General features: G+C 68.2%; 16 protein-coding genes. 9 read left to right on the top strand and 7 right to left on the bottom strand.

Going from position 1 to position 23,124, the window contains the following annotated elements; translation table 11 throughout:
• Positions 1–40 precede the first annotated feature (40 nt).
• Together B5F40_RS08420 and B5F40_RS08415 are read left to right on the top strand one after the other, a co-directional pair.
• A complete protein-coding gene (locus tag B5F40_RS08420) occupies positions 41–1,327 on the top strand; it encodes an aminotransferase class I/II-fold pyridoxal phosphate-dependent enzyme (protein WP_087193890.1) in 1,287 nt (428 codons plus the stop codon).
• 1,290 nt (positions 1,328–2,617) lie between these two features.
• Positions 2,618–4,108 carry an APC family permease gene (locus B5F40_RS08415; protein ID WP_087193889.1) on the top strand — a complete coding sequence of 497 codons (1,491 nt, stop codon included), beginning with the start codon at positions 2,618–2,620 and terminating at the stop codon, positions 4,106–4,108.
• Between the two features lie 199 nt (positions 4,109–4,307).
• On the opposite strand, the gene B5F40_RS08410 is transcribed toward B5F40_RS08415, so the two are convergent.
• The gene (locus B5F40_RS08410; protein ID WP_191382496.1) at positions 4,308–5,720 is read right to left on the bottom strand and encodes an MATE family efflux transporter; all 1,413 of its coding nucleotides are present in this window, start codon (positions 5,718–5,720) and stop codon (positions 4,308–4,310) included.
• Positions 5,721–5,849: 129 nt separating this feature from the next.
• Between B5F40_RS08410 and B5F40_RS08405 the strand changes: the two genes are divergently transcribed.
• Complete coding sequence (locus B5F40_RS08405; protein WP_087193888.1) at positions 5,850–6,986, top strand: helix-turn-helix domain-containing protein; 1,137 nt, start codon at positions 5,850–5,852, stop codon at positions 6,984–6,986.
• A 220-nt stretch (positions 6,987–7,206) separates the two neighbouring features.
• On the opposite strand, the gene B5F40_RS08400 is transcribed toward B5F40_RS08405, so the two are convergent.
• The 3 genes from B5F40_RS08400 to B5F40_RS08390 all read right to left on the bottom strand — a co-directional run bounded on the left by B5F40_RS08400 (position 7,207) and on the right by B5F40_RS08390 (position 13,379).
• Positions 7,207–8,964: an ABC transporter ATP-binding protein gene (locus tag B5F40_RS08400; protein WP_087193887.1), complete on the bottom strand. Its 1,758-nt coding sequence runs from the start codon at positions 8,962–8,964 to the stop codon at positions 7,207–7,209.
• Between the two features lie 9 nt (positions 8,965–8,973).
• Complete coding sequence (locus B5F40_RS08395) at positions 8,974–10,941, bottom strand: ABC transporter ATP-binding protein (protein ID WP_239442968.1); 1,968 nt, start codon at positions 10,939–10,941, stop codon at positions 8,974–8,976.
• Between the two features lie 1,754 nt (positions 10,942–12,695).
• Positions 12,696–13,379: a TetR/AcrR family transcriptional regulator gene (locus B5F40_RS08390; protein WP_157941018.1), complete on the bottom strand. Its 684-nt coding sequence runs from the start codon at positions 13,377–13,379 to the stop codon at positions 12,696–12,698.
• Positions 13,380–13,837: 458 nt separating this feature from the next.
• On the opposite strand from B5F40_RS08390, the gene B5F40_RS08385 reads away from it, so the two are divergent.
• The 4 genes from B5F40_RS08385 to B5F40_RS08365 all read left to right on the top strand — a co-directional run bounded on the left by B5F40_RS08385 (position 13,838) and on the right by B5F40_RS08365 (position 17,633).
• Positions 13,838–14,542, top strand: coding sequence for a response regulator transcription factor (locus B5F40_RS08385; protein ID WP_087193885.1), 705 nt, complete (start codon positions 13,838–13,840; stop codon positions 14,540–14,542).
• 448 nt (positions 14,543–14,990) lie between these two features.
• Positions 14,991–15,902 (top strand): ATP-binding cassette domain-containing protein, encoded by a 912-nt coding sequence (locus B5F40_RS08375; RefSeq protein WP_087193883.1) that lies wholly within the window; start codon positions 14,991–14,993, stop codon positions 15,900–15,902.
• A complete protein-coding gene (locus tag B5F40_RS08370; RefSeq protein ID WP_239442967.1) occupies positions 15,895–16,740 on the top strand; it encodes an ABC transporter permease subunit in 846 nt (281 codons plus the stop codon). Before B5F40_RS08375 ends, B5F40_RS08370 begins: the two co-directional genes overlap by 8 nt.
• 2 nt (positions 16,741–16,742) lie before the next feature.
• Positions 16,743–17,633, top strand: a complete 891-nt coding sequence (locus tag B5F40_RS08365; RefSeq protein WP_087193881.1) for a sensor histidine kinase — start codon at positions 16,743–16,745, stop codon at positions 17,631–17,633.
• Positions 17,634–18,290: 657 nt separating this feature from the next.
• Here B5F40_RS08365 and ahpC read toward each other — a convergent pair.
• Positions 18,291–18,854, bottom strand: a complete 564-nt coding sequence (gene ahpC / locus B5F40_RS08360; protein WP_087193880.1) for an alkyl hydroperoxide reductase subunit C — start codon at positions 18,852–18,854, stop codon at positions 18,291–18,293.
• A gap of 214 nt (positions 18,855–19,068) precedes the next feature.
• On the opposite strand from ahpC, the gene B5F40_RS08355 reads away from it, so the two are divergent.
• The gene (locus B5F40_RS08355) at positions 19,069–19,344 is read left to right on the top strand and encodes a metal-sensing transcriptional repressor (protein WP_087193949.1); all 276 of its coding nucleotides are present in this window, start codon (positions 19,069–19,071) and stop codon (positions 19,342–19,344) included.
• Positions 19,345–19,509: 165 nt separating this feature from the next.
• Complete coding sequence (locus B5F40_RS08350; RefSeq protein ID WP_239442966.1) at positions 19,510–21,759, top strand: heavy metal translocating P-type ATPase; 2,250 nt, start codon at positions 19,510–19,512, stop codon at positions 21,757–21,759.
• On the opposite strand, the gene B5F40_RS08345 is transcribed toward B5F40_RS08350, so the two are convergent.
• Positions 21,756–22,208 (bottom strand): metal-dependent transcriptional regulator, encoded by a 453-nt coding sequence (locus B5F40_RS08345; RefSeq protein ID WP_087193879.1) that lies wholly within the window; start codon positions 22,206–22,208, stop codon positions 21,756–21,758. The genes B5F40_RS08350 and B5F40_RS08345 overlap by 4 nt on opposite strands.
• A gap of 41 nt (positions 22,209–22,249) precedes the next feature.
• Positions 22,250–22,855 (bottom strand): ATP-binding cassette domain-containing protein, encoded by a 606-nt coding sequence (locus B5F40_RS16240; RefSeq protein ID WP_239442975.1) that lies wholly within the window; start codon positions 22,853–22,855, stop codon positions 22,250–22,252.
• Positions 22,856–23,124: the final 269 nt, after the last annotated feature.

Raw genomic sequence — 23,124 nt, 5'->3', positions numbered from 1 at the left:
CCGAAGCAGGCGCGCACGACCGACGACGGAAGGAAGCACGATGCCCACGTACGCGGAAATGGGACCTGGAGAGCTGACGACGCTCAAAGAGGAGCTGGAACGGGCCTACGGCGAGATCAAGGCGCGCGGCCTTGCGCTCAACATGGCGCGCGGCAAGCCCGCGCAAGCGCAACTCGACCTGAGCATGCCCCTGCTCGAAACCGTGGTCGCAGCAAAGGACTGCACGTCCGCCGACGGCACCGACTGTCGCAACTACGGCGTGGGGTTCGGCCTTCCCGAGGCAAAGGAGCTCATGGCCTTGATGCTCGACGACGACCCCGGCAACGTCGTCGTGCTGGGCAACTCGAGCCTCAACGCCATGCACGACGCCCTGATGCGCTGCTGGACGTTCGGCACGCTGGGCTCGACGCCGTGGGGAAAACTCGACGCCGTGAAGTGGATCTGCCCCTCCCCCGGCTACGACCGTCATTTCGCCATGACCGAAGAGCTCGGCATCGAGATGATCGCCGTGCCGATGACCGACGAGGGCCCCGACATGGACGAAGTGGAGCGCATCGCCGCCTCCGACGCGTCCGTGAAGGGCATCTGGTGCGTGCCGAAGTACTCGAACCCCGACGGCGTCACGTACTCCGACGAGGTGGTGCGCCGCCTGGCTGCCATGGAGTGCGCCGCCGAGGACTTCCGCATCTTCTGGGACAACGCGTACTGCGTGCACCACCTGTTCGACGACGAGGCCGAGCGGGACCGGCTCCTCGACATCGCCGCCGCATGCCGCGAGGCAGGCACCGAGAACCGCCCGTTCAAGTTCGCCTCTACCTCGAAAGTGACCTTCCCCGGCGCGGGCATCTCGGCGATAGCCGCAAGCCCCGGCAACATCGCCGAGGTCAAGCGGCGCATGGCCGTGCAGACCGTCGGCCACGACAAACTCAACCAGCTGCGGCACGTGCGCTTTTTGCGAGATGCCGAAGGGCTGGCGGCGCACATGAGCAAGCATGCCGCCATCCTGCGGCCGAAATTCGACCTGGTGAATCACAAGCTTGCAGAAGGGCTCTCCGACACGGGAGGCTGCTTGTGGTCGAAACCGCGCGGGGGCTACTTCGTGTCGTTTTTCGCCCCGCAGGGATGCGCGCGGCGCATCGTGGAGCTTGCGAAGGAGGCGGGCGTGGAGATGACGGGCGCGGGGGCGACGTACCCCTACGGGCGGGACCCGCGCGACGCGAACATCCGCATCGCCCCGACTCTGCCGCCGCTCGAGGAGCTCGCCGAAGCCCTCGACGTGTTCGTTATCTGCGTGAAGCTCGCGTACGTCGAGAAGCTGCTGGGCTAAGGCCGAGAAGGCGTGCCCTCGCTGCGGGGCAAGAGCGGAGGCGACGCCTCGTCCTGCAGCGGGGCGCGGCGGGCGCGGCGGTTCGGGAAACGAGGTTCGCCCCGCCCCTTTCGCCTCCCTATCGCGACGTCCCGTCGCGCTCCGGGCGATCCGCGACGGGACGTCGCGAGCGTCGAGCAAGCGCCGAGCGAGACGAGAGGGGTTTGAGGCAAAAAAGAAGCGGAGGGAAGGGGGAGTTCCCTCCGCTTGCGATGCGACGGACAGCCAGACGAGAGGAGAGCTTCCGCCGCCGGGTAGGCAAACGTTCCAGAAGCGATGGGCCGCGAGCCCTGTGGCAGATCCTTTGCAGGTTCCTTCGCGGTTCCTTTCGCGGTTCCTTTCGCGGTTCCCGCCCCGAGCGGGACGTGCGCCTTCGCGCCGACCGATCCGCACGCCGGATGTTTCACGTGAAACATCCGTTCGCCGCCGATGAACCTGCGGATCGACTACCGACTGAACCGGATCGCCATCTGCAAACCTCGCTTCCGACGGAAGTTATCATAAGCTAACTCCATCGTCGGGGCAAGTAGAGTTAGCTTTGGTATATAATTTCTCCACACCTCGCAACCCCCTCGCCCCCTCCCTTCGCAATCCCTGCAATCCCCACGATGGCCTTTAGGAAACATCGACGCTGGATTCGGGGCGGCAAACCAAGATTGGCACACGCCCGCGCTCGCCGAGTTTCGAGCCGAGCTTATCCTGATCGGGCCTTCCGAAGCACCCGGTCCGAGGAGGGTCGGCTCGATATCGGACGAACGCGGGCTCGCACAATCCCGATTCGGCACGGATGTCGGCCCGAAGTGGCACGGATCGCGCCTTGTGCATAGGTCGCCGAGCGCCTTCCTGTCCCGGCAAGGGCGTTTCCCCAGGTCGGGATCTCTGTCGAAGCTGCCTCCGACCCCTCGGGGCGCTTTTGCGGAGGAAAACCTATGCACAAAACGCGATCCGTGCCACTTCGGGCCGAACCCTGCGTCAAGCCAGGATCGGCAGGGGTCGGGTCGGCCCGTCGGGCAAGGCCTGCCGACGCTTCGGAAAGCCCAGACCGTTGGACGGGGGGCCTCCGAAGCGTCCGATAAGGGGAGGCTCGGCTCTATGATGAGCGAATGCAGGGTCGCGTCAATTCCGGTTTGGCAGAGAGCCCGCGTTCTTCTATCGCTTTAGCACTGTACTGTGCTAAAGTATCGCCGACGTCGGACGGAGGCGTCGAAACGAACGGCAGCGCGCGGGACGCGCACGGACGAAAGGGGCGCCATGTCGCCAGAGAAGGGGTCGGAGGGGCGCCTTGCGCTCAAGCGCGCGTTCGGACTGCGCGAAGCCATCACCATCACGGCGGGCACGGTCATCGGCGTGGGGCTGTTCACCACGGGCGGCGCCATCGTGGGCCAGATGGGCGCGAGCGTCGTCTTCGCCACGTTCATCGCGATGCTCGTCAGCGTCTACCCCGCCCTGCTCTACGCGGAGATGGGCGCGGCTCTGCCCTATGCGGGCGGCACGTATCGGTACGCGTCGCTGGGCCTGGGCCGTCCGTTCGGCTTTTTGGCGGGATGGAGCTTCGTCATCTCGCTCGTAGCGGTGACGAGCGGCGAGGCGCTCGCGTTCAGCTACTACTTCAAGACGGTGTTTCTGGCTTTCGGCGTGGAACTGCCCGTGGACGACGTCGCGCTTGCCTGCGCCGCGCTCGTCGCGTTCACGATCACGAACGTGCGCGGCGTGCAGATCACGGGCCGTCTGCAGAACGGGTTCATGTTCTTCTTCTGGGGATGCGCCCTCATCTGGTTTCTCACCATGATCCCCAACGTGTCGCTGCCGAACTTCGTCCAGACGCCCGACTTCCTGGCGGGCATGGGGCCGGGCGGGTTCATAGCGGCGGTTGCCATGATCTGGTGGTGCTTCGCCGGGTTCGAGACCTGCTGCGCCATGGGAGAGGAGATACGCTACCCGCACCTCACCATCCCGCGGGCGCTTGTGCTCTCGCCGTTCATCATCTTCGCGGTGAACGCGCTGTTCCAGTGGTTCCTCGTGGGCATCGTGCCCCCGGAGGGCCTTGCGGCGCTGGCCGCGTCGTCGGCGCCTTACGCGGAGGCTATGACGTCGGCGGGCATCTTGGGGCTGCCGCTCGCGCTGCTGGCGGCGGGCATCGCGTTCGGCGGGGACTTCTCCACCATGAACGCCTCCATCGCCGTGCCGCCGCGCTACCTGTTCACGATGGCGCGCGACGGCGCCCTGCCGCGCGCGTTCGCGAAGCTGCATCCGCGCTTCCAAACCCCCTACGTGGCCATCATCGCACTCGGCCTCCTCTCGGTCGTGCTCGTGGCCACGGGATCGCTCGTCTACATATCCAACCTCAGTCTGTTCGCCGACCTGTTCTACTACGTCGTCGGCATCGTGTCGGCGGTGGGGCTGCGCCGGCGCATGCCCGACCTCGCGCGGCCCTTCAAGGTGCGCGGCCTCATGGTGGGCGCGCCTGTGAGCGCGGTTGTCTACCTGGTCATGATGACGCAGCTCGCACCCGAGGCCATCGTCACAGGCATCGCATGGTGCGTGGCGGGCTTGGCCGTGTTCGCCGTCTGCCGCCGGATGCACGGCGACGCGGACACGCCGAAGCCCGCGGCGGTGGCCACCGAGGAGCCGTCTGCGGACGAGCGCGCGCGGATGGACCGCGAGTTTCGCATCTGGGCCGCGGCGACGGGCGCCGCCGTCGTTGTGGCCCTGGCCCTCTACGCCGTCCCCCATCTGCTGTGAGGGCGTCGGGGCAAGGCGCGCAGAGGAACGTCGGGCGGGCGACCTGCCGCACGCCGCCCGCAGCGGAGCCGTGCCGCGCAGCACGCGCCCCCACTGCCGAAAGACACTCCACACGCGGTCGGCTTCGGCGCTGCGGGCATCCCGCCCGCGGCGGCACACCCGCCCGCTCGCCGCGCGCCGACCGCCGGCGCGTTCGACGCTACCTCGCCCCCTCGCCCTCGGGCGCGTCGGAGGAGCATGCGCCGTCACGCTCGAGGGCGCGCATGCGGCCGAACTCGCCCAGCATGAGCACGACGGCGATGACCGCCACGCATCCGTCCGACAGCGCCGACGCCAGCCAAACGCCGTGGATCCCCAGGCCGGCCAAGCGAGGCACGACGACAACGAGCGGCAGGAACACGATGAGGGGACGGGCGAGCGTCAGGACGGCGGCCTTGCCTCCCTTGCCGAGCGCCTGCAAAAGCGTGATGGCGATGATCATGAATCCGAGCAGGACGTAGGTGGAGAAGAACACCCGGAAGTCGCCCGCGCCGAGGGCCACGATGGCCGGATCGGTGATGAACAGCGACAGCAGCGCCTCGGGAGCGAGCAGCGCCGGGATCCAGAACACGAGCGCAAGCGCCGTCGCCCCCAGCGCGAACGTCACGGCGATGCGTCGGACGCGGGCGTAGCGCCCCGCGCCGTAGTTCGTGCCCGCCGCCGGCTGAAAGCCCTGGCTGACGCCCCACAGGGGGATGAACGCGAACGCCTGCACGCGCAGTGCGGCGCCGAACAGGATCTGCCATTCCGCCCCGCCCCATTCGGCCGCGGCCCGGTAGATGACGGCCTGCTGCACGAGCGTGAGCACCTGCATGAAGAACGCCGAGAAGCCCACTTTCAACACCTCGGAGAACAGCGCGCCGTCGAAGCGCACCCCGTGAACGCGCGCGACCTTCTCGCGCTTGGCGAACCACCAGGCCATGAGGGCTGCGAGCGCCGCCTGGGAGAGCACCGTCGCGCATGCGGCCCCCTCCACCCCGAGGCCCTGGCCCCTGAGCGCGAGGATGAACGCCGGAGCCAGCACGATGTTGAGCACCGCGCTCGAAGCCATGATGAGCATGGCCTTGACCAGCTCGCCCTCGCCGCGCATGATCATGTTGGAGCTCTGGCCGAAGTTCACGAACAGGCTGCCTGCGAAGATGATGCGCAGGTAGCTCGTCGCAAGCTCGAGCATCTCGCCCTCGGCGCCAGCCAGCATGAGCAGCTCGCGCGCGAACACGATGCCGAGCACCGTGACCGCCGACGACAGGACGATGTTCATGAACACGAGGTTGCCGGCCACCCGGTCGATGGTGCGCTGATCGTTCGCCCCGATGGCGCGCGAGAGCACCGAGGCCGACCCCATGCCGATGAGGGACGAAAGGCCGCTGTTGACGAACGTGAACGGATAGGCCACCGCCACCGCACCCATGGCCGTGGCCCCGACCAGCTGCCCCACGTAGATGGCGTCCACGAACGTGTACAGCCCGACCACCACCATGCCCACGATGGCGGGCAGGCTCAGGCTCACCATGAGCCGCACGGGCGCCTGCGTCAAAAGCATCGCGCGCTTCGATTCCTGTTTCTGCATCATGTCGCTTCCTTGTCGCGTACGCGGCTCGGTCCGAACCGCCCTCTCGATATGTTATCCTTGCACAACTTATGCGCCCGCCAACGCGTCCGCAAGGGCCTGGCGCGCGTTGCGTCGAATCGGGAGGAAACCATGGCGAATCAGGAGGCCCGCCCCGCCGGCCGCCGAACCGGCGACGCCCGCGGCAAAGGGCGGCTCGAAGAGAGGGAAGGCGCCCGCGCGCACGGCAGCGGGCAGGTGCCCGACGTCATGCGCGACATCCAGCTGCCGTGCATGGAGGATCTGGGGATGCGCCCCGTCAAGGCCGACGAGCCGATGGCCGCGCTTTTGCCGAAGCGCGCAGGCGTCTACTACCGTTTTCCGCGAGACACCGCCTCCGGCTACTACTGGACCTTCGCCGACGGCGACTTCGCCGTGTCGGTGACCGACATGACGCTCAAACGGGACTTCCGCGAGCGATGCCGCCACCCGCGCTTCGTGGGCGTGCGCTACTTCGAGTCGGTGAGGGCGGAGGAGTTCGTCACCGGCAAACGCTACGAGGGGCCGTTCCTCGAAGGACACGTGATGAGAAGCGAGCGCTGGGACGCGCTTTTGTACGCCGAGGTTCCCGCGCGCAGCGTCGAGATCATGCTGGCCCCGGCGTTCTACGAGCGCTACCTGCGCGACGAGTACGCCGACGAGGGGCTGGACGTGGAGGCGGCGTTCGCCAGCATCGACGGCATCGCCCAGTTTCCGGAGCTCATCGTGGCGCTCAAGCAGATCGAAGCCTACCGCGGCCAAGGGGCGTCGGCCAGGCTGTACTATCGCGGCAAGGTGAACGAGGCCGTGGCGCTCATCGTGGAGAAATCGCGCGAGCTGTCCGGCGCGCACGCCAACGGGGCCGAAACCGGCGACGGCGGCGGGGCCGGCGGGGCTGCGGCGGTCGAAAGCGCGTCCTGCGCGCGTGCGCTCGGGCGCGTGATCGAGTACCTGGACGCGCACGCGCGCGAAGGTGCGGACGCCGAGACGCTCGCGCGCATCGCCTGCATGGGGCAGACGAAGCTGCGGGCCGAGTTCAAGCGGGCCTTCGGCTGCACCATCACCGGCTATCTGCAGCGCCGGCGCATGGCCGACGCATCGCGCCTGCTCGCCGAAAGCGACATGCCGCTCGCCCAGGTTGCCGCCGCCGTGGGATACCGGACGCCCGAGCGCTTCAAGGAGCTGTTCGAGCGCGAGATGGGCTGCTCGCCCGCCGCCTACCGCAAAGCCCTCGCCCCTCGCGCCCGCTAGCGAGCGGACGCGAGGAGGGGCCCGCCTTTCGCCTTGCGCCCGCTCGCTCGCGGACAGGGCGCGCGGCACGATTTCCAACCGCTCAGGCCGCTTCCGGCGCTGCGACCGCCCGCACCCCCCCCCCGCCCGCAAGGACGCGCCTTGCGGGCGGGCGCCTTCGCGGCGCGCCAAGGAAGGGCGCGGGCGCAGCAGGCAGGGAGGCCAGGCGCGGCGCGCCCGATCACGCGCTGGCCGCGGTGCCCGCCAGCTTCCAGCCGATGGTCTTCTCGCGCATGCCCACGAAGTCGGCGTAGATGCCGCCTTCAGCCATGAGCTCGTCGTGGGTGCCGCGCTGCGCGACGCGTCCGGCGTCCAGCACGACGATCTGGTCGGCGTCGCGCACGGTCTTGAGGCGGTGCGCGATCATGATGACCGTCTTGTCGCGCGTCAGCGCTGCGACGGCCCGCTGCAGGTCGCGCTCGTTCTCCGGGTCCACGTTGGCCGTGGCCTCGTCGAGGATGACGATGGGCGCGTCTTTCAGGATGGCGCGGGCGATGCTGATGCGCTGGCGCTCGCCGCCCGAAAGCGCGGCGCCGCCCTCGCCCAAGCGCGTGGCGTAGCCCTCCGGCAGCCTCTCGATGAACTCGTGGCAGCACGCGGCGCGCGCGGCGGCCTCGACCTGCTCGTCCGTGGCGTCGGGGCGACCGAACGCGATGTTGGCGCGCACGGTGTCGTCGAACAGGTACACCCCCTGAAACACCATCGAGAAGTTCGCCAGCAGATCGTCCACCTTCCAGTCGCGCACATCGACGCCGCCGAGCCTCACGCTCCCCTCGTCCACGTCCCAAAACCGCGCGATCAGCCGTACGAGCGTGGTCTTTCCCGCACCGGAGGGCCCCACGATGGCGCAGGTGGTGCGCTCGGGAATGGACAGCGACACGCGGTCGACGACCGTGCGCCCCTCGTAGCCGAAAGACGCGTTGTCGACGACGATGTCAAGCCCGCGGGCACGCTGCGCGCCCGCGCCCTTCCCCTCGGGCAAAGCCGGCGTGGCGATCATGTCGTTCACCTTGTCCATGCACAAATCGATCTGCCGCAGCAGGCTCGCGAAGGCGCCGGACATCTCCAGCTTGCCGTACACCATGAACGACGCCACGACGGCCACGAGGCACACGCCCGCGTCCATCGTGCCGGCCAGCCAGCAGCCCACCGCCACGAGGCACATGAGCACGCTCGAGGTCTTCACCACGAGCGTCTGCAGGATGTTGAACACGAGGAAGCGCAGCTCCATCGTCACGTTCGCGCGCTCGCACTCCGCGATGGAGTCGTCGAGCTTTTTGCGCGCATCGCCCACCAAAGAGAACGCGCGCACCACCCCCATGCCCTGGATGTACTCGAGCACCGCGCCCACGATGGCGCCCTGGGCCGCCACGCGCCGGCTCGACACATCGCGCGCCTTCTTCTGCATACAGGCGTTCACCAGCAGAAACACCGCTATGGTGACGATCACGACCGCGCCGAGGCGCCAGTCGAACGCCAGCAGGAAAAGCGCCATGATCCCCGAGAACACGAATCCCGAGATGACGTTCGTGTACACCTGGCCGCCGGCGTTCTGCACGTCGTCGAGCGTGTTCGTCATGGTTCCCGCGATCTGCCCGAGGCTGTTCTCGTTGAAGTAGCCCATGGGAAGGTAGCGCATCCTGTCGCCGATCTGCGTGCGCTTCTCGCCGGTCATGGAGAAGTTGCCCTTGCAGAAGTTCTCGCTTTTGAAATGCGAGGTGATAAAGCAGCCGGCGATGCTGAGCAGCATGATGGCGAGCGCCGTCAGCAGCGTCGCCTCCGACAGCGTGCCGTCGGCCAGGGCGAACAGGACCACGGCAAGCGCCATCATCTGCCACGCCTCGAAGAACGAGTTCAGCACCGAGAACGCCATCCCGCGCTTGAGCAAGCCCGAAAAGCTGCCCCCGAACGCGAAGTACTTCCTGAACGTTGCGAACATGGCGGCCTCCTACGCTGCGTCTTTCGATTCCATATGGGCGTTGTACATGCTCGCGTACAGCGGGCAGCCGGCCATGAGCGCATCGTGCGTGCCCTCGGCCTCGATGCGCCCGTCGCGCACGACCACGATCTTGTCCGCATCGCGCACGGTGGACAGCCTGTGCGCGATGACGACGAGGGTCTTTCCGGCCACGAGCGCGCCGACGGCCCGCTCGATGGCGGCCTCGCTCTCCGGGTCGACGTAGGCCGTGGCCTCGTCGAGCACGACGATGGGCGCGTCCTTGAGCATGGCGCGGGCGACGGCGACGCGCTGGCGCTCCCCGCCCGAGAGGCGCCCGCCCGAGCCGCCCGCCGCGGTCATATACCCCCGCTCGAGGCCCTCGATGAACCCGTGGCAGCCGCTCGCCTCGGCGCACGCCACCACCTCGTCGTCGGAGGCGCCGGGGCGGCCCATGCGGATGTTGTTCATCACCGTGTCGTCGAACAGGTAGTTGTCCTGCTCGACGAACGAGACGCATGCCGCAAGCTGCGACGCGGTCAGGTCGTTCACCGACACGCCGCCGATGCGCACCTCGCCCGCGCTCGCGTCCCAGAACCCGGCGATGAGGCGCGCGAGCGTCGACTTCCCCGAGCCGGACGGCCCCACGAGCGCTGTCACCTGGCCCGGCTCGATGGTCAAATCGACGCCGTGGATCACCTCTTCGCGCCCGTAGGAGAACCGCACGCCGGAAAGCTCGATGCGTGTGCCGGACGGACGAGCGGGCGCGGCGCCCGACGAATCCGACGCGCGGCGCTGCTCCGGCTCGTCGAGAATCGACGATATCTGCTCCACCACGGTGCCGATCTGGGCCAGCGTGTCGATGAAGTTCATGGCCGCGTACAGGGGCGGGAATATGGACAGCGACAAGACGGCCACCATGACGAGCGTCGCCGGCTCGAGCGTGCCCTGCAAAACGAACAGGCATCCCACCGGCAGCACGGTCACGAGCGTGGCCGGCCAGATGGCCAGGCCCAGATCCTGGAACACCTGCACGTGGTGCATCCAGTCGATGAACGAATGCGCGTAGCGGTCCACGGTCTTCGAGAACTTCTCGTACGAGCTGGCCGACTGGCCGAACGCCTTGATGACCTCGATGCCGTCGACGTACTCGACCGAAGTCGAGCTCATGTCCTCGCTTGCGCGCACGGTTTTCTCGTACCAGAGGTTGTAGTCCTTCATCATGCCCATGTAGGCGGCGAACCCGACGGGCAACGTGACGAGCGCGACGAGCGCCATGCGCCAATCGAGCGCGAACATGAACGCGACGACGGCCAGCGGAACCAGCAAATTCGACGTCATCTCCGGCAGCAGGTGCGCGAGCGTCGTCTCGATGCTGTCCACCTTCTCCACCATGATGTTCTTGAGCTTGCCCGACGGCGTGTCCAGCACGTAGCCGAGCGGCACGCGCGTGAGCTTTTCGGCGATGAGCCGGCGGATCCTCGAGATCGTCGAGAACGCCGCGACGTGCGAGAGGGCCGTCGAGGAGTAGTGGAACACGAGGTAGGCCCCGTAGCCTGCGGCGGCCGTCGCGCACCAGCCCAGGTAGAATCCGAAGTCGCGCACGTTCCCCAGCACGCCGACGACCATCTGGCCGGCGGCGTAGTAGGGCACGACGGTGCCCGCCACGCCCACGACGGCTAAAAGCACCGACAGCGCGAAACGCGCCCGGTTCGCGCCGCCCGCCCACTCCAGCAGGCGCGCGACGGGGTTCGGCCCCTTGCGCCCCTCCGCCCGTCCCGACGAAGCGGCACCGGCCTCGGTGGAGGAGGCTCCGCGCGCGGCCGCGCCGTTCGCAGCCGCGCCGCTTGCGGCCGTGTTGCTTGCGGTTGCCTCGTTCGCTAGCGTTCCGCTTGCGGCCGTCTCGTCCGCGATTGCCTCGTCCGCAACCGCGCCGCTTGCGGCCGTCTCGTCCGCGACGGTTGCATTGCCCGCATCCATACGCAGTCCTTCCCTCAAGTTACCTTTAGGTTACTCAAGGTAGTATAACACTGTTATATAACGTTGTTACAACCGATTTGCGAAAAGATGGGGCGAGAGGGAGGGAGGGAGGGAGGGAGGGAACGCCCCTTGCTTGTCCGAGGAGAAGTTAGAGGCAGAATGGGAGGGAATAGAGGGCGAGGGAGGGCGTCCCCTGCCCGTCCAAGAAAAAGCAAGTAGAATGAGGAGGCAGAGGGTGAGGAAGGGCGCCCCGAAACAAGAGGCAGAATGGGAGGATGGGAGGCGAGAGAAGGGAGGAGGGCCTTGCTTGCGCGAGGCGAAGTTGGAAGCGGAGGTGGAAACGGAGCAAGGGGGGAGGGCGGGAGCGATAGGCGGGAACGGAAGACCGGAAAGCGGAAAGGCGGTCGCCGCTCAGCAGGCGGTGCCCACTCGAAGCGCCGCCTTGCGCTCGGCAGACAGCGCCCGTCCGAAGCGCCGCCCATGCTCGGCATCTCGGGCGAACGGTAAAAAATCCGGGAATTTTTCTTGATATAGTACCGAACGGGCGTGACTCTGCTTGCTGATCGACTCGAATTGCAAAATTACGGTAATATATCAAAATATTTTTCGCCATATGTTATCATTCTGGCCTTTCTTTCGTCTGAATTCTTGCCGAGGGGGCAAATTCGGTAAAATATCATGAAATAATTTGAAATCCATTACCGCAATTGGCGCATCCCAGAGCAAGGTGCGCGCTCGAGGATGCCTTTCGAAGCCCGCACGCGCTCGAGACGCGACATCGAAGGGCGCACGACAACTTGCTGATCGGACGGGACGGAAGGCAAAGAGCGGAAGGCGGCACCCGCCCGGAACGCCGATCGCGCTCGAAGCCGCTGACAGGCAGAAAGCGACAGTCGTCGATAACGGAGAACCCCTCGCCCCTCAAAGGCGGCCCGTTCACCCTCTTCGAACAACTCTGCGCCCTTCTGGATGTTGTTTCACGTGAAACATTCGTTCGCCCCCTTGACGCACGGGTCCGCCCGCCATGCGGCGAGCCCTTCCCGATCGGGAGCATCAGGCCGCAGTCGCCGGGTAGAGGAGATGCCGGCGAAACGAGATCGGGTTCGCCCAGGAACTTCCAGCGGACTGCCGGGGGGGATGAGCTGCCGGGAGGGATCGGCGGTATCCGGCAGGCCATCGGGAGGCAAAGCGGGATCGGGCCGTCCGGGGACGTCTGGCAGACAGCCGGGAGGCGGGACGGGGCCGGGTTCGCGCATCGGCGTTCGGCGGGCTGCCGGGAGACGGGGCGGGATCGGGAAGGTTCGACCCCGCCCCGCAGGCCCTGAGACGGGTCCCTCCCGGACGCGCATGCCAAAGGGAAATCCGGCGCATTCGCTCCGATGTCGCGCGGCGAAGGAAGCGACGCTTCGCACAGACCACCCAAAGCCTCGCAAGGGTGCGGCGCGGCCGGATGGGGATCGCGCCCCTGGCGGCAAAGGAGCACGCGCCTCGCTCGAAGCGGGTGCCCCTTTGCCGGAAGTTGAAGATCGTAGCATTACCGCTGGTCAGCCGGGTGCCTCGTGCGAAGCGGATGCTCCTTTCCGAGCCGCCCGGAACGGTCCGGATTCGATTGGAACACGCGGAGAAACCGAGCGCTCGAAAACGCCGGAGTCGGAGGGACAAGCCTGTCGGGGCGGGTGGGGAAACGCACGGCCCGCATCGCTGCTCCGGCCGCACCGATCCGGCCGCGCTGCTCCGACCGCGCTGCCCCGCCCTCACTCGACGGGGGTCGCGCCCTCCCCGCCTTTCATAAGCTCGATGTAGCCCGTGCGGAAGAACCGCTCCAGGTCGGAGACGAACGCATGGGCCTCGTCGCGATCCATGCCCAGTGCGAGCGGCTCGAAGTAGCCGCGATAGAACATCCCGGCCAAAGCGCGCGCCATGGCGGGATCGAGGTCGTTGACCGCCACCCCGTGCCCGCGCATCTCGCGAGCGTAACGGAACGTGCTCTCCACCTCGAGGTCGATGAAGCGGTCGAGGTAGCGCTCCCACGAAGTGCCCGCCGACCTGAAGAGGATGAGCGCGAACACCTCGCGGTTGTCGTACACGTAATCGAGTATGCGATGGACCATCCCGGTCTCGTAGTCCTCCATGCGGTCGAACGTCTGCGCTTCGAGGGGCAGGCGGTAGAACCCCTCCTGCATGGAGACGTAGCGTTGGTACAGCTCCTCGCCCGCCGGGGACACGATGGCGTCGAACAGCGCCTCCTTGCCGGCGAAATAGCCGTAGATCGCACCGGTGGTGACGTTCGCGGCGGCCGCGATGGAGCGCAGGGACGCCTTTGCGAACCCCTTGGACGCGAACTCGCGGACAGCGCACGCCATGATGCGCGTCCGTACCTCCCCGGCGCCGCGCACGCGCCCACCGCGCGCATCGCGCGTTGCTGCATTCTGTTCCATGTCCCGCCTTCCAATCGGTGCGATCATGGTAGCGCATCCGAGCGCAAAACGCACGGCGCACCCCCGCAGGGCGCATTCGGAGAGAGAGGGCCGCGGCGGCACGTCTCCACAAGCGCAACCGTGGAGGAGGCCGGGTCAACGCACCGCTGCGGAGCGTAACCGCAGAGAAAGGCCGAGCGGCGCAGCCTCAGGGGCGCCGCGAGCCCGAAGCTCCGGCGAAAAGCGGAAAAGCCGCCGTTAAGCGCGCGTTTTTCGCAAGAAGGACCGCGACGGCAGGCTGGGGCCGGTGCGGGCCGCCGCGCTTCTTCAACCGGAACCCCCTCCAATCGGGGCCCTTCCAATCGGGAAACCCCCTCCCGCGGCACGGCAACCCAACTCCGGCCGCGACTCCGGCCACACGGCCCGCGGCATGCCGGCTCCCGTACCGCGCACGCGCCGATTCCGCTACAATAGGCGCCATGCAAGATACCGCGCGCATACTCGTCATCGAGGACGACACCGACATCAACGACGTGCTGGCCACCTCGCTTTCCAAGGCGGGGTACGTCTGCGTGCAGGCGTACTCGGGCAGCGAGGCGCGGCTTTTGCTGAGGGCGACCGAAACCGGCGACGAGGCGCCCTACGACCTCGTCATCACCGACCTCATGCTGCCTGGCGCGTCCGGCGAGGACATCGTGCGCGCCATCCGCGAGAAAAGCGACGCGCCCGTGATCGTGGTGTCGGCCCGCACAGACGCAGCCGACAAAGTGGCGCTGCTCGAACTGGGGGCCGACGACTACCTGTCCAAGCCCTTCGACCTCGACGAGCTGCACGCGCGCATCGCCGTGCAGCTGCGCCATGCGGCCCGCTCAGCGGGCCGCGGCCCGGACGCGCTGCGCTACAAGGACTGGACGCTCGACCCCGAGGCCCGCACGCTTACGGCCGCGGGCCAGCCGGTGCGCCTCACGCGCCTCGAATACGGCATCGTGGAGGCGCTTGTGCGCCGCCCGAAAAAGGTGTTCACGAAGCGCGAGCTGTTCGAGGCCGCCTGGCGGGAGGAGTGCTTCGTCGAGGACAAGGCGGTGAACGTGCACGTGAGCAACATCCGCGGCAAGCTGAAGGCATCCGGCACCGACGGCTACATCGAGACGGTATGGGGCATCGGGTTCAAGCTCGCGGACTGACGCGCGGCGGGCATGCGGGCGCGGCGGCGCGAAGGCGGCTAGACGTACGCGGCCGCGCAGCTGCGGCGCTCTGCGAGAGCCGCGCGGCCGCAGCCCGCCGCGCCCGCCGGCCCCCATGCCCGCCAGCACGTACTCCCGCTCCCCTTGCGCCCCTTCCACCCCGCGCAGCCGCAGACCCCTCCCCTTCCGCGCGTCACACGGCTGCGCGCGCAGCCGCCCTCGCGCATCGCAGGGCCGTCCGCACGCGCGCCCCTCGCGCGCGCCACGCCCCCGAAGCGCCCTCCATCGCCGTTTCTCTTCCGCGCCGCGCGGCCCCGTCCGCGCGAAGGCGACCGCATGCCCGCGCGTTTCTTTACCCTTTCTTAACCATTTCAAGGCCATGCGCTCAACACCTTTTCCGTATCGTGGCAGACAGGCGCAAACGAAGCGATGAGGAAAGGAGTTGCGCATGGATGCAGTGCGAACCTGCGATCTGACGAAGCGCTTCGGCGGCAAGACGGCCGTCGACCGCTTCGGCATGCGCGTCGGAAAAGGCGACATCTACGGATTCGTCGGCCGCAACGGCGCGGGCAAGACAACGGTGATGAGGATGCTCGCGGGTCTGGCGGAGCCGACCGGCGGCGAGGTGCGCGTGTTCGGAGCCTCGCCCAAGGAGGCGGGGACGGCGCGCCGCATCGGCGTGCTCATCGAGCATCCGGGGCTGTACGGCTCGATGAGCGCCTACGACAACCTCATGATGAAGGCCCTCGCGCTCGGGCTGGTCGACCCGAAGGGGAAGTCCCGCGAGCTGCTCGAGTTCGTCGGCCTCGGGCAGGTGGGCCGCATGAAGGCCAAGCGGTTCTCCCTAGGCATGAAGCAGCGCCTGGGGCTTGCGCTCGCGCTTTTGGGCGATCCCGACCTGCTTCTGCTCGACGAGCCGCTCAACGGCTTGGATCCCGAAGGAGTCCAAGAGGTGCGACGCCTCATCATGCAGCTGAACGAGCAGCGCGGCGTCACCGTCGTGGTGAGCTCGCATGCGCTCGAGCAACTGGGGAGGATGGCCACGCGCTACGGCGTCATCCGCGAGGGACGCATGGTGCGCGAGTTGACCGCCGCCGACGTCGAACGGGAATGCAGCGACTTTCTGCAGGTGGAAACTGCGAACCCGAAACGCGCGCTCGCGGTTCTGCAGGAGCGTTTCCCCGCTCTGCGCTTCCAGGCCATGCCCGATGCCTCGCTGCGCGCGTTCGGCGGCGCGGACGCGGCGGCGGTGGGTGCGGCCCTTGCCGAGCAGGGGATCGCGGTGAGCGGCCTGTACGCGCACAAGCGCGATCTGGAGGAGTTCTTCGTGGAGATGATGGGAGCTGAGCATCGTGGTTAATATTATGCGGATGGATCTGTACCGCCTCGTTCACAGCAAGGCGCTGTGGGTCTTTTTGGCCATCATCGTGGCATTGGCGGCCATCAGCACGGGCACGGTGGCGTACGTTTCAAGCCCCACCTTTACGGAAAGCCTCGAGGCTGCGGAGGGCCTACACGTCGGCTTCTCGGATGCGAAGAGCACCGCCGAGGCCGGTGCGGCGCTAGGATCGCTTGTGCAGAACCTGTCGGCAGAATCCCTTGTCGGAAGCTCCCTTTTGAGCGGCGGCGCCCTTGCGTGCCTGTTCGCGATCTTCGTCGCCATCTTCCTGACGGCCGAGTTCGAAGGCGGCTTCGCCAAGAACGTGCTGAGCGCCCAGCCGAACCGCCTTGCGCTCCTCGCCGCGCGCAGCGTGGAGATCGCCGTGCTCGCCGTCGCGTTCACCGCCGTGAGCATCGGCGCGACGCTGGCCATAGCGGCCGTCGCGGGGCTCGAGCTCGCCCCCACCCCGCCGGCCGACCTGGCGCTGTGGGCCGCGCTCGTCGCGCTTTCGGTCGCGGCGTTCGGAATGCTCACGGCGCTGGGAGCCTGGGCCACGCGCAAGATGGCCGCGAGCATCGTCATCGGCGTCGTGCTGGCCTCGGGCGTGGTGACGGCCATGCTGAAGAGCGCCCTCGCGCTGTTCCCGAGCGCGCCGCATATCGCCGACTACACGCCCTACTCGTGCACGGCCTCGCTTGCGCTGGGCCTGGACGCGGCAGGGACGCTCGATCCGCTGCACATCGCGCTCGTGACGGCGGCGTTCATCGTGATCGGCATCGGACTGGGCGCCGTCGCGCTGCAGAAGCGGGACGTGTAACCATGGGCTCCGCGGTCTGCCTCCTCGTGGGCACCCTCGCGCTCGTCGCGATCGCGCTGGCGGTGCAGCTTGCGCGCTCGGAACGCGAGCTGCGCTCCATCGCCCGGTTCCTCGCCGAACGCGACCCGGACAGCAACGCGCGCGTCACCGTCGGAATGCGCACGCGGGGGTTCGTGCTGCTGGGACAGGCCGTGAACCGCCTCATCGACCGGCACCAAGGCGAGCGGATCGCCGCCGAGGAGAGCAAGCGCGCCCTGCGCCGCGGGCTCACCTGCCTCTCCCACGACATCCGCACGCCGCTCGCCGGCGCGCAGGGCTACGTCCAGCTTCTGGCCGACGAAAAGGACGAGCGCGAGCGGGCGCGCTACCAGGACGTGGTGGCCCGCCGCCTCGACGACGTGGAAGCCCTGCTCGACCAGCTGTACGACTACGCGCGCACGCAGGACCCCGACCATCGCGTCGAGTGGGAGCCCGTGGAGGTGGACGAGGTGCTGACGGAATCGCTCGCCTCGCTGTATCCCCAGTTCAAAGAGCGCGCATGGGAGCCGGACATCGAGCTTGACGAGGAGGCGCTCTCCGTCGTCTCGAACGCCGACGCGCTCAAGCGCATCTTCCGCAACCTCGCCGTGAACGCGCTGCGCCACGGCAGCGCCCCGCCGCGCATCGCGCGCACCGGCCGCGAGGTGTCGTTCTCCAACCGCGTGGCCGACCCCGACGCCATCGACGTCGACCGGCTGTTCGAGCGATTCTACCAGGGCGACCACGCGAGGTCGGCCGACGGCAGCGGGCTGGGGCTCGCCATCGTGGCCGAGCTGGCGCGCGCCCTGCGCATCGGGCTTCGGGCGCGCCTCGACGGAGACACGCTCGTCGTGACGCTCGACTTCCCCGCATGACGGACGCTCCGCGCGAGACGGTCGCGCTCCGCAAGACGGACGCCCGGCTCGCGGAGCGCAGCGGGCGCCCCTGCGGGCACCCAAGCGGGGCGAACTCCCGAAAACCCCGCTGCGCCGCTCAACGCGCATGCCCGGAGGGCGGCGCAGCTTGCGCTTGCACTGACATTCAACCGGCGGGCGACGCACGTCGAGCGGCGCAGCGGAGGGGCGACACGAACAATCGCCGAAACCGGCAGAAATCGCGTCTTGTGCATAGGTTTCTCCCTGAAAAACGGCTTCGCGCCGAAACGCGAACGGCAAAAGCCCAGTTCGCGAAAAACCGCGATGCGATCAGGGCCCGCAAACCCATGCGCAAGACGCGATCCGTGCCGCTTCACGGCGCTCTCGCTGCCAAACCGGCATCGGAATGGTCGGGCAGCCCGCCGCACAAGGCCCCGGCGACGCCTCGGAAGCCCTGCCCCGCCGCTGCGAGAAACCCTGCTGCCGCCGCAGAAACCCCGTCGCCGCAAGAAGGTCTGCCGCCCCTGCCGCCGCACAGAACCCCAGCGCGCCCTTCCCCGGCCGAAATGTTTCACGTGAAACATTTGTCCGCATGCGCAAAAAAGCGCCCGACCCCAAACGGGGCCGGGCGCTGCACATCGGAGGGCGACGCCGCCCTTACAGCTTGCCCACCAAATCGATGCCCGGATGCAGCACGTCGGCGCCCGGCACCCAGCGAGCGGGGCACACGGAGTCGCCGTGCTCGGCCACGAACTGGCTGGCCTGCACGCGACGCAGAAGCTCGGTAGCGTTGCGTCCGATGTTGCCGGCGTTCACCTCGTAGCACACGATCTTGCCCTCGGGATTCACGATGAAGCTGCCGCGCTCGGCCACGCCGTCCTCCTCGATGTAGACGTCGAAGATGTCGGCCAACTTGTGCGTGGGGTCGGCGAGCATCGGATACGGCAGCTGCTTGATGTTCTCAGAGGCGTCGTGCCATGCCTTGTGAACGAAGTGCGTGTCGCAGGACACGGAGTAGATCTCGCATCCCGCTTCCTGGAACTTCCCGTAGAGGGCGCCAAGGTCCTCAAGCTCGGTCGGGCACACGAACGTGAAGTCCGCCGGGTAGAAGAAGAACACGCTCCAATGGCCCAGCACGTCGTCTTTCGTCACCGTCTTGAACTCGTCGTTGTGGAATGCCTGGACGGAGAAGTCCTCGATCTCCTTGTTGATCATCGACATGAGATTCGCTCCTATCTGCGTTCTCGCCTCGCACCAATTGTTATCCTTTACAAACTTTACCATAAATGTTATACGTGCTCTATCATATATGCGCCACCTCCGAACAATCTCCAAAAACCACCGCCTTGGAAGGCCCCGCCGTGCGCCCGATCCGGTTTTCGCCTAGAATGGGGCCTTGAACGAAACAGTGCGCATCGCGAGCGGAGGGAGCGTCATGAGGCAGTGCATGGATGCCGACAACCTGCATCGCAGGCTCAAGAAAATAGTCGGCCAGGTGCAGGCCATCGACCGCATGGTGGACGAGGACGTGCCCTGCGAGGATGTGCTCGCCCAGATCAACGCCGCGAAATCGGCGTTGCACCGGTGCGGGCAGGTGGTGCTGGAAGGCCATATCAAGCACTGCGTGCGCGACGGCATCGAGCACGGCGACGCCGACAAGACCATCGAGAGCTTCACGAAGGCGGTCGAGCGCTTCTCGAACATGAGCTAGGCCGCGCCGCCGCCCGCTTTACAGCCCGCGACCTCTACGCCCGCAGCGGCATCGTCGTACGCGGGCTTTGCAAAACCACCCCGCGGAATAAGCCCTGGAAAACTTCCCCCCTTTGCGCTATTATACCCATAGGGGTATAGGTATAATGCAGTGAGCGGAGGAACCATGGAGGACAACGACGCGTCGGCGCGGACGAAAGCGGAAGAAGGGGCGGCTCCGAGCACGGGCGGCGCACGTGGGCCGGAAGCACCCGCAGCGAACACGGCCGGCATAACCGGAGAGGCGGCCAAGCCCTCGGAGCCATTGCGCATCCGCGCGATGGGAAAGCTGGAGGATCTGCTGGAGATCGGGGGCACGAGGAGGGACGTCGCGTTTTTGGCGATCTCGGCCGCAGCGCTGGCCCTCAGCCTCTTCGCGCCCGACGCGCTGCCCTTCGACCCGGCGTGGATCGCCATCGTGCTGTGCGGAGCGCCCATCGTCTTGGGCGCCGTCATCGGCCTCGTCACGGAGTTCGACATCAAGGCCGACGTGCTCGTGTCGCTCGCGCTCGTCGCGTCCGTGGCCATCGGCGAGGACTTCGCCGCCGGCGAGGTGGCGCTCATCATGCAGCTGGGCGCGCTTCTGGAAGAGTTGACGGTGGCGAAGGCGCGCGCAGGCATCGAGCGGCTCGTGCGCCTCTCCCCCCGCACGGCGCGAATCGTGCGGCCGGACGGGACCGAAAAGGTCGTCGCCGCCGAAGACGTGCGGGCGGGCGACGTGGTGCGCGTGCTGCCCGGGGAGACGATCGCCGTGGACGGCACCGTCGTCAGCGGATCCACCTCCATCGACGAGTCGGCGATGACCGGCGAGCCGCTTCCCGTGGACAAGACGGTGGGCGACGAGGTGAGAAGCGGCACGGTGAACCGCTTCGGGGCGTTCGACATGCGCTCCGAGCGCGTGGGAGAGGACAGCTCGCTCGCCCGCATGATCGAGCTCGTGAGATCGGCCGACGCTGGCAAGGCGAAGATCGTGCGCCTCGCCGACCGCTGGGCCACGCGGATCGTGGTGATCGCGCTGGCGGCCGCGGCGGGCACGTGGCTCGTCACCGGCGAGGCCATCCGCGCGGTCACCATCCTCGTGGTGTTCTGCCCGTGCGCGCTCGTGCTGGCCACGCCCACGGCCATCATGGCGGCCATCGGCAACGTGACGAGGTTCGGCGCGCTCGTGCGCGAGGGGGACGCGCTCGAACGCCTCGCGAAGGCGCGCAAGGCGGCATTCGACAAGACGGGCACGCTCACCCACGGCCGCCCCGAGGTGGTGGCCGTCGTGCCGTGCGCGTCGGGACACGGGCGCCACGAAGGCTGCTGCGGCGCGCACGACGAAGCGGCGGCCCCCTTGGACGAGGCGGCGCTGCTCGACTATGCGGCGGCTGCGGAGAGCATGAGCGAGCACCCGCTGGGCAAGGCCATCGTGCGCGGATGGAAGAGCGCGCGCAAAGCCGAGGCGGGACGCGCGAAAGGCCCTGCGGACGCCGTGGACGCCGTCGCGCCCGGCGCCCGCACCTCCCCCGCCGACGGCGCCGCGCGCGCCCTTCCCCGATCCGACGATTTCGCGATGATCCCCGGCCGCGGAGTGGCGGCGACGGTGGCGGGGCGGCGCGTGCTGGCGGGCAACCTCGACATGATGCTCGAGCACGGCGTGGCCGGAGCGCTCCATTTGGAGAGCGCCGCCGCCGAGCACCTCGAAGAAGGGCGCACGGTGGTGCACGTGGCGGTGGACGGCCGCGCGGCGGGGCTGGTGGCGCTCGCCGACACCATACGCCCGTCGGCAGGCGAGACGGTGCGCGCCGTCCGCGCGCTCGGCGTCGAGCCGGTGCTGCTCACCGGCGACCGTCCCCAAGCCGCACGGCGCATCGCCGAGGAGGCGGGCATCTCGGACGTGGAGGCCGGCTGCCTGCCCGAAGACAAGCTGCGCGCCATCGAACGCTTAGAAGACGGCGGAACGCCGGTGTGCATGGTGGGCGACGGCATCAACGACGCGCCCGCCCTCAAACGCGCGACGGTCGGCATCGCCATGGGCGGCGCGGGCAGCGACATCGCCGTCGACGCCGCCGACATCGCGCTCGTGCGCGACGACATCGCCGCGCTGCCCCACCTGATCGCCGTCTCGCAGCGCATGATGACCACCATCAAGCTGAACATGACGTTCTCGATGGCGCTCAACTTCGCCGCCATCGCGCTCGCCATGGCCGGCATCCTCGACCCGGTGGCGGGCGCGCTCGTCCACAACGCCGGATCGGTCCTCGTCATCTCGAACTCCGCGCTCCTTTTGCGCTGGAAGCGCAAAGGCACGCCCATGCCGAGCCGAAGGGTGGACGACCCTTTGGCCTCCCCCGCCACCGAGCCGACGCAGGAGCCGCAACCGCGAACCGCTTAAGGCCGCGCGCCCTGCCCGCCCGGCACCCCGCCCGGCTCGCACAAAGCCTCGGCCGTGCGAGCCGCAGCGGCTGCGTCCGGCGACGGACCGGCTTGCACGACCGCCCGCGCGAGCCGTCGAAACGACTCGTCGGAAAGGCAGTGCTCCAATCGGCACGCCTCCTCGTCGGCGACCATCGCATTCACGCCGCAGCCGACAAGAAGCGCCCGGAAGAACTCATGGCGCTCGCGCATGCGCTCGGCCATGGCGCGGCCCCGCTCGGTCAGGCGCACCTCGTGCGCCACCACTTCGACGCAGCCCTCGCGGGCAAGGCCGACCAGGGCCTTCGACACACTCGGCTTCGACACGCCCAATCGCCCGGCAACATCAACCGCGCGCACGAACCCGCGCTCGCGACCGATCGCAAGGATGGCCTTCAGATAGTCTTCGCCCGATTCCCGGACGGCCATGCGCCCTCGCCTCCTTCGCGTCTGCGCGCATCGCGCGCCGCTCACCCGAAAAACCCTTCGACGCGCCGCGCCGTCTGCGGATCGTCGAGGCGGCCCCACCAGGCCGCGCGCCCCTGCTCCATGAGCAGCGCATGGTCGCAGCATTGGGCCACGAGCTCCGGATCGTGCGTGATCACCAAGCTCGTCACGCCGCGCGCCGACAGGTCGCGCAGGTTTCGGGCGGTGTCCAGCATGTGCGCCCAGTCCAGACCGCTCGTCGGCTCGTCGAACACGCACACCGCGCGCTCGCCGGCCACCGCGCTCGCGATGGCCACGCGCTGCTTCTGGCCGCCCGAAAGCGCCATGGGATGCCGCTCGGCCAGACTCTCGAGGTCGAGGCCTTCGAGGATGGCGTCGACGACGGGCGCGGCGGCCTCTCCGCGCAGCGGATCGCGGGGGCGGTTGCGCAGGGACAGCGCCACCTCCTCGCGCACGCTCTCGGTGAACAGCTGGTGGTTCACATCCTGCATGACCAGGTAGCAGAGCCGCCGGCGCCGCGCGTTCGAGCAGAGGCGCCCGCCCACGGCCACCTCCCCCTCGCATCCGCGCTCCAACCCGCACACGCAGCGCGCGAACGTCGACTTGCCCGCGCCGTTGTCGCCGAGCACGCCCACGACCGCTCCGCGGGGAAACGAAAGCCCCTCCACGTCGACGGCCGCCTTCCCGCTCCGCCCGTAAGCGAAGCGCAGCGAGCGCACCTCGAGGCCCGCCGTCGCATCCCCTTTCGCCGCGCCCGCCTTCGGCGCGTCTTCGCCCTCCCCCGCCGCACCCGTCGGAAGACCGCGCCCTCCCGAACGGCCATGCGCGGACGCGGGGAGCGGGCGCGCGGGCGCGCGGGCGCAGGGGGCCGAGGTGGCGCAAACGCGGCCGCCGACGC

Source organism: Gordonibacter sp. An230 (assembly GCF_002159915.1).
GTDB lineage: Bacteria > Actinomycetota > Coriobacteriia > Coriobacteriales > Eggerthellaceae > Rubneribacter.
This window is presented reverse-complemented; position numbering and strand designations above follow the sequence as displayed.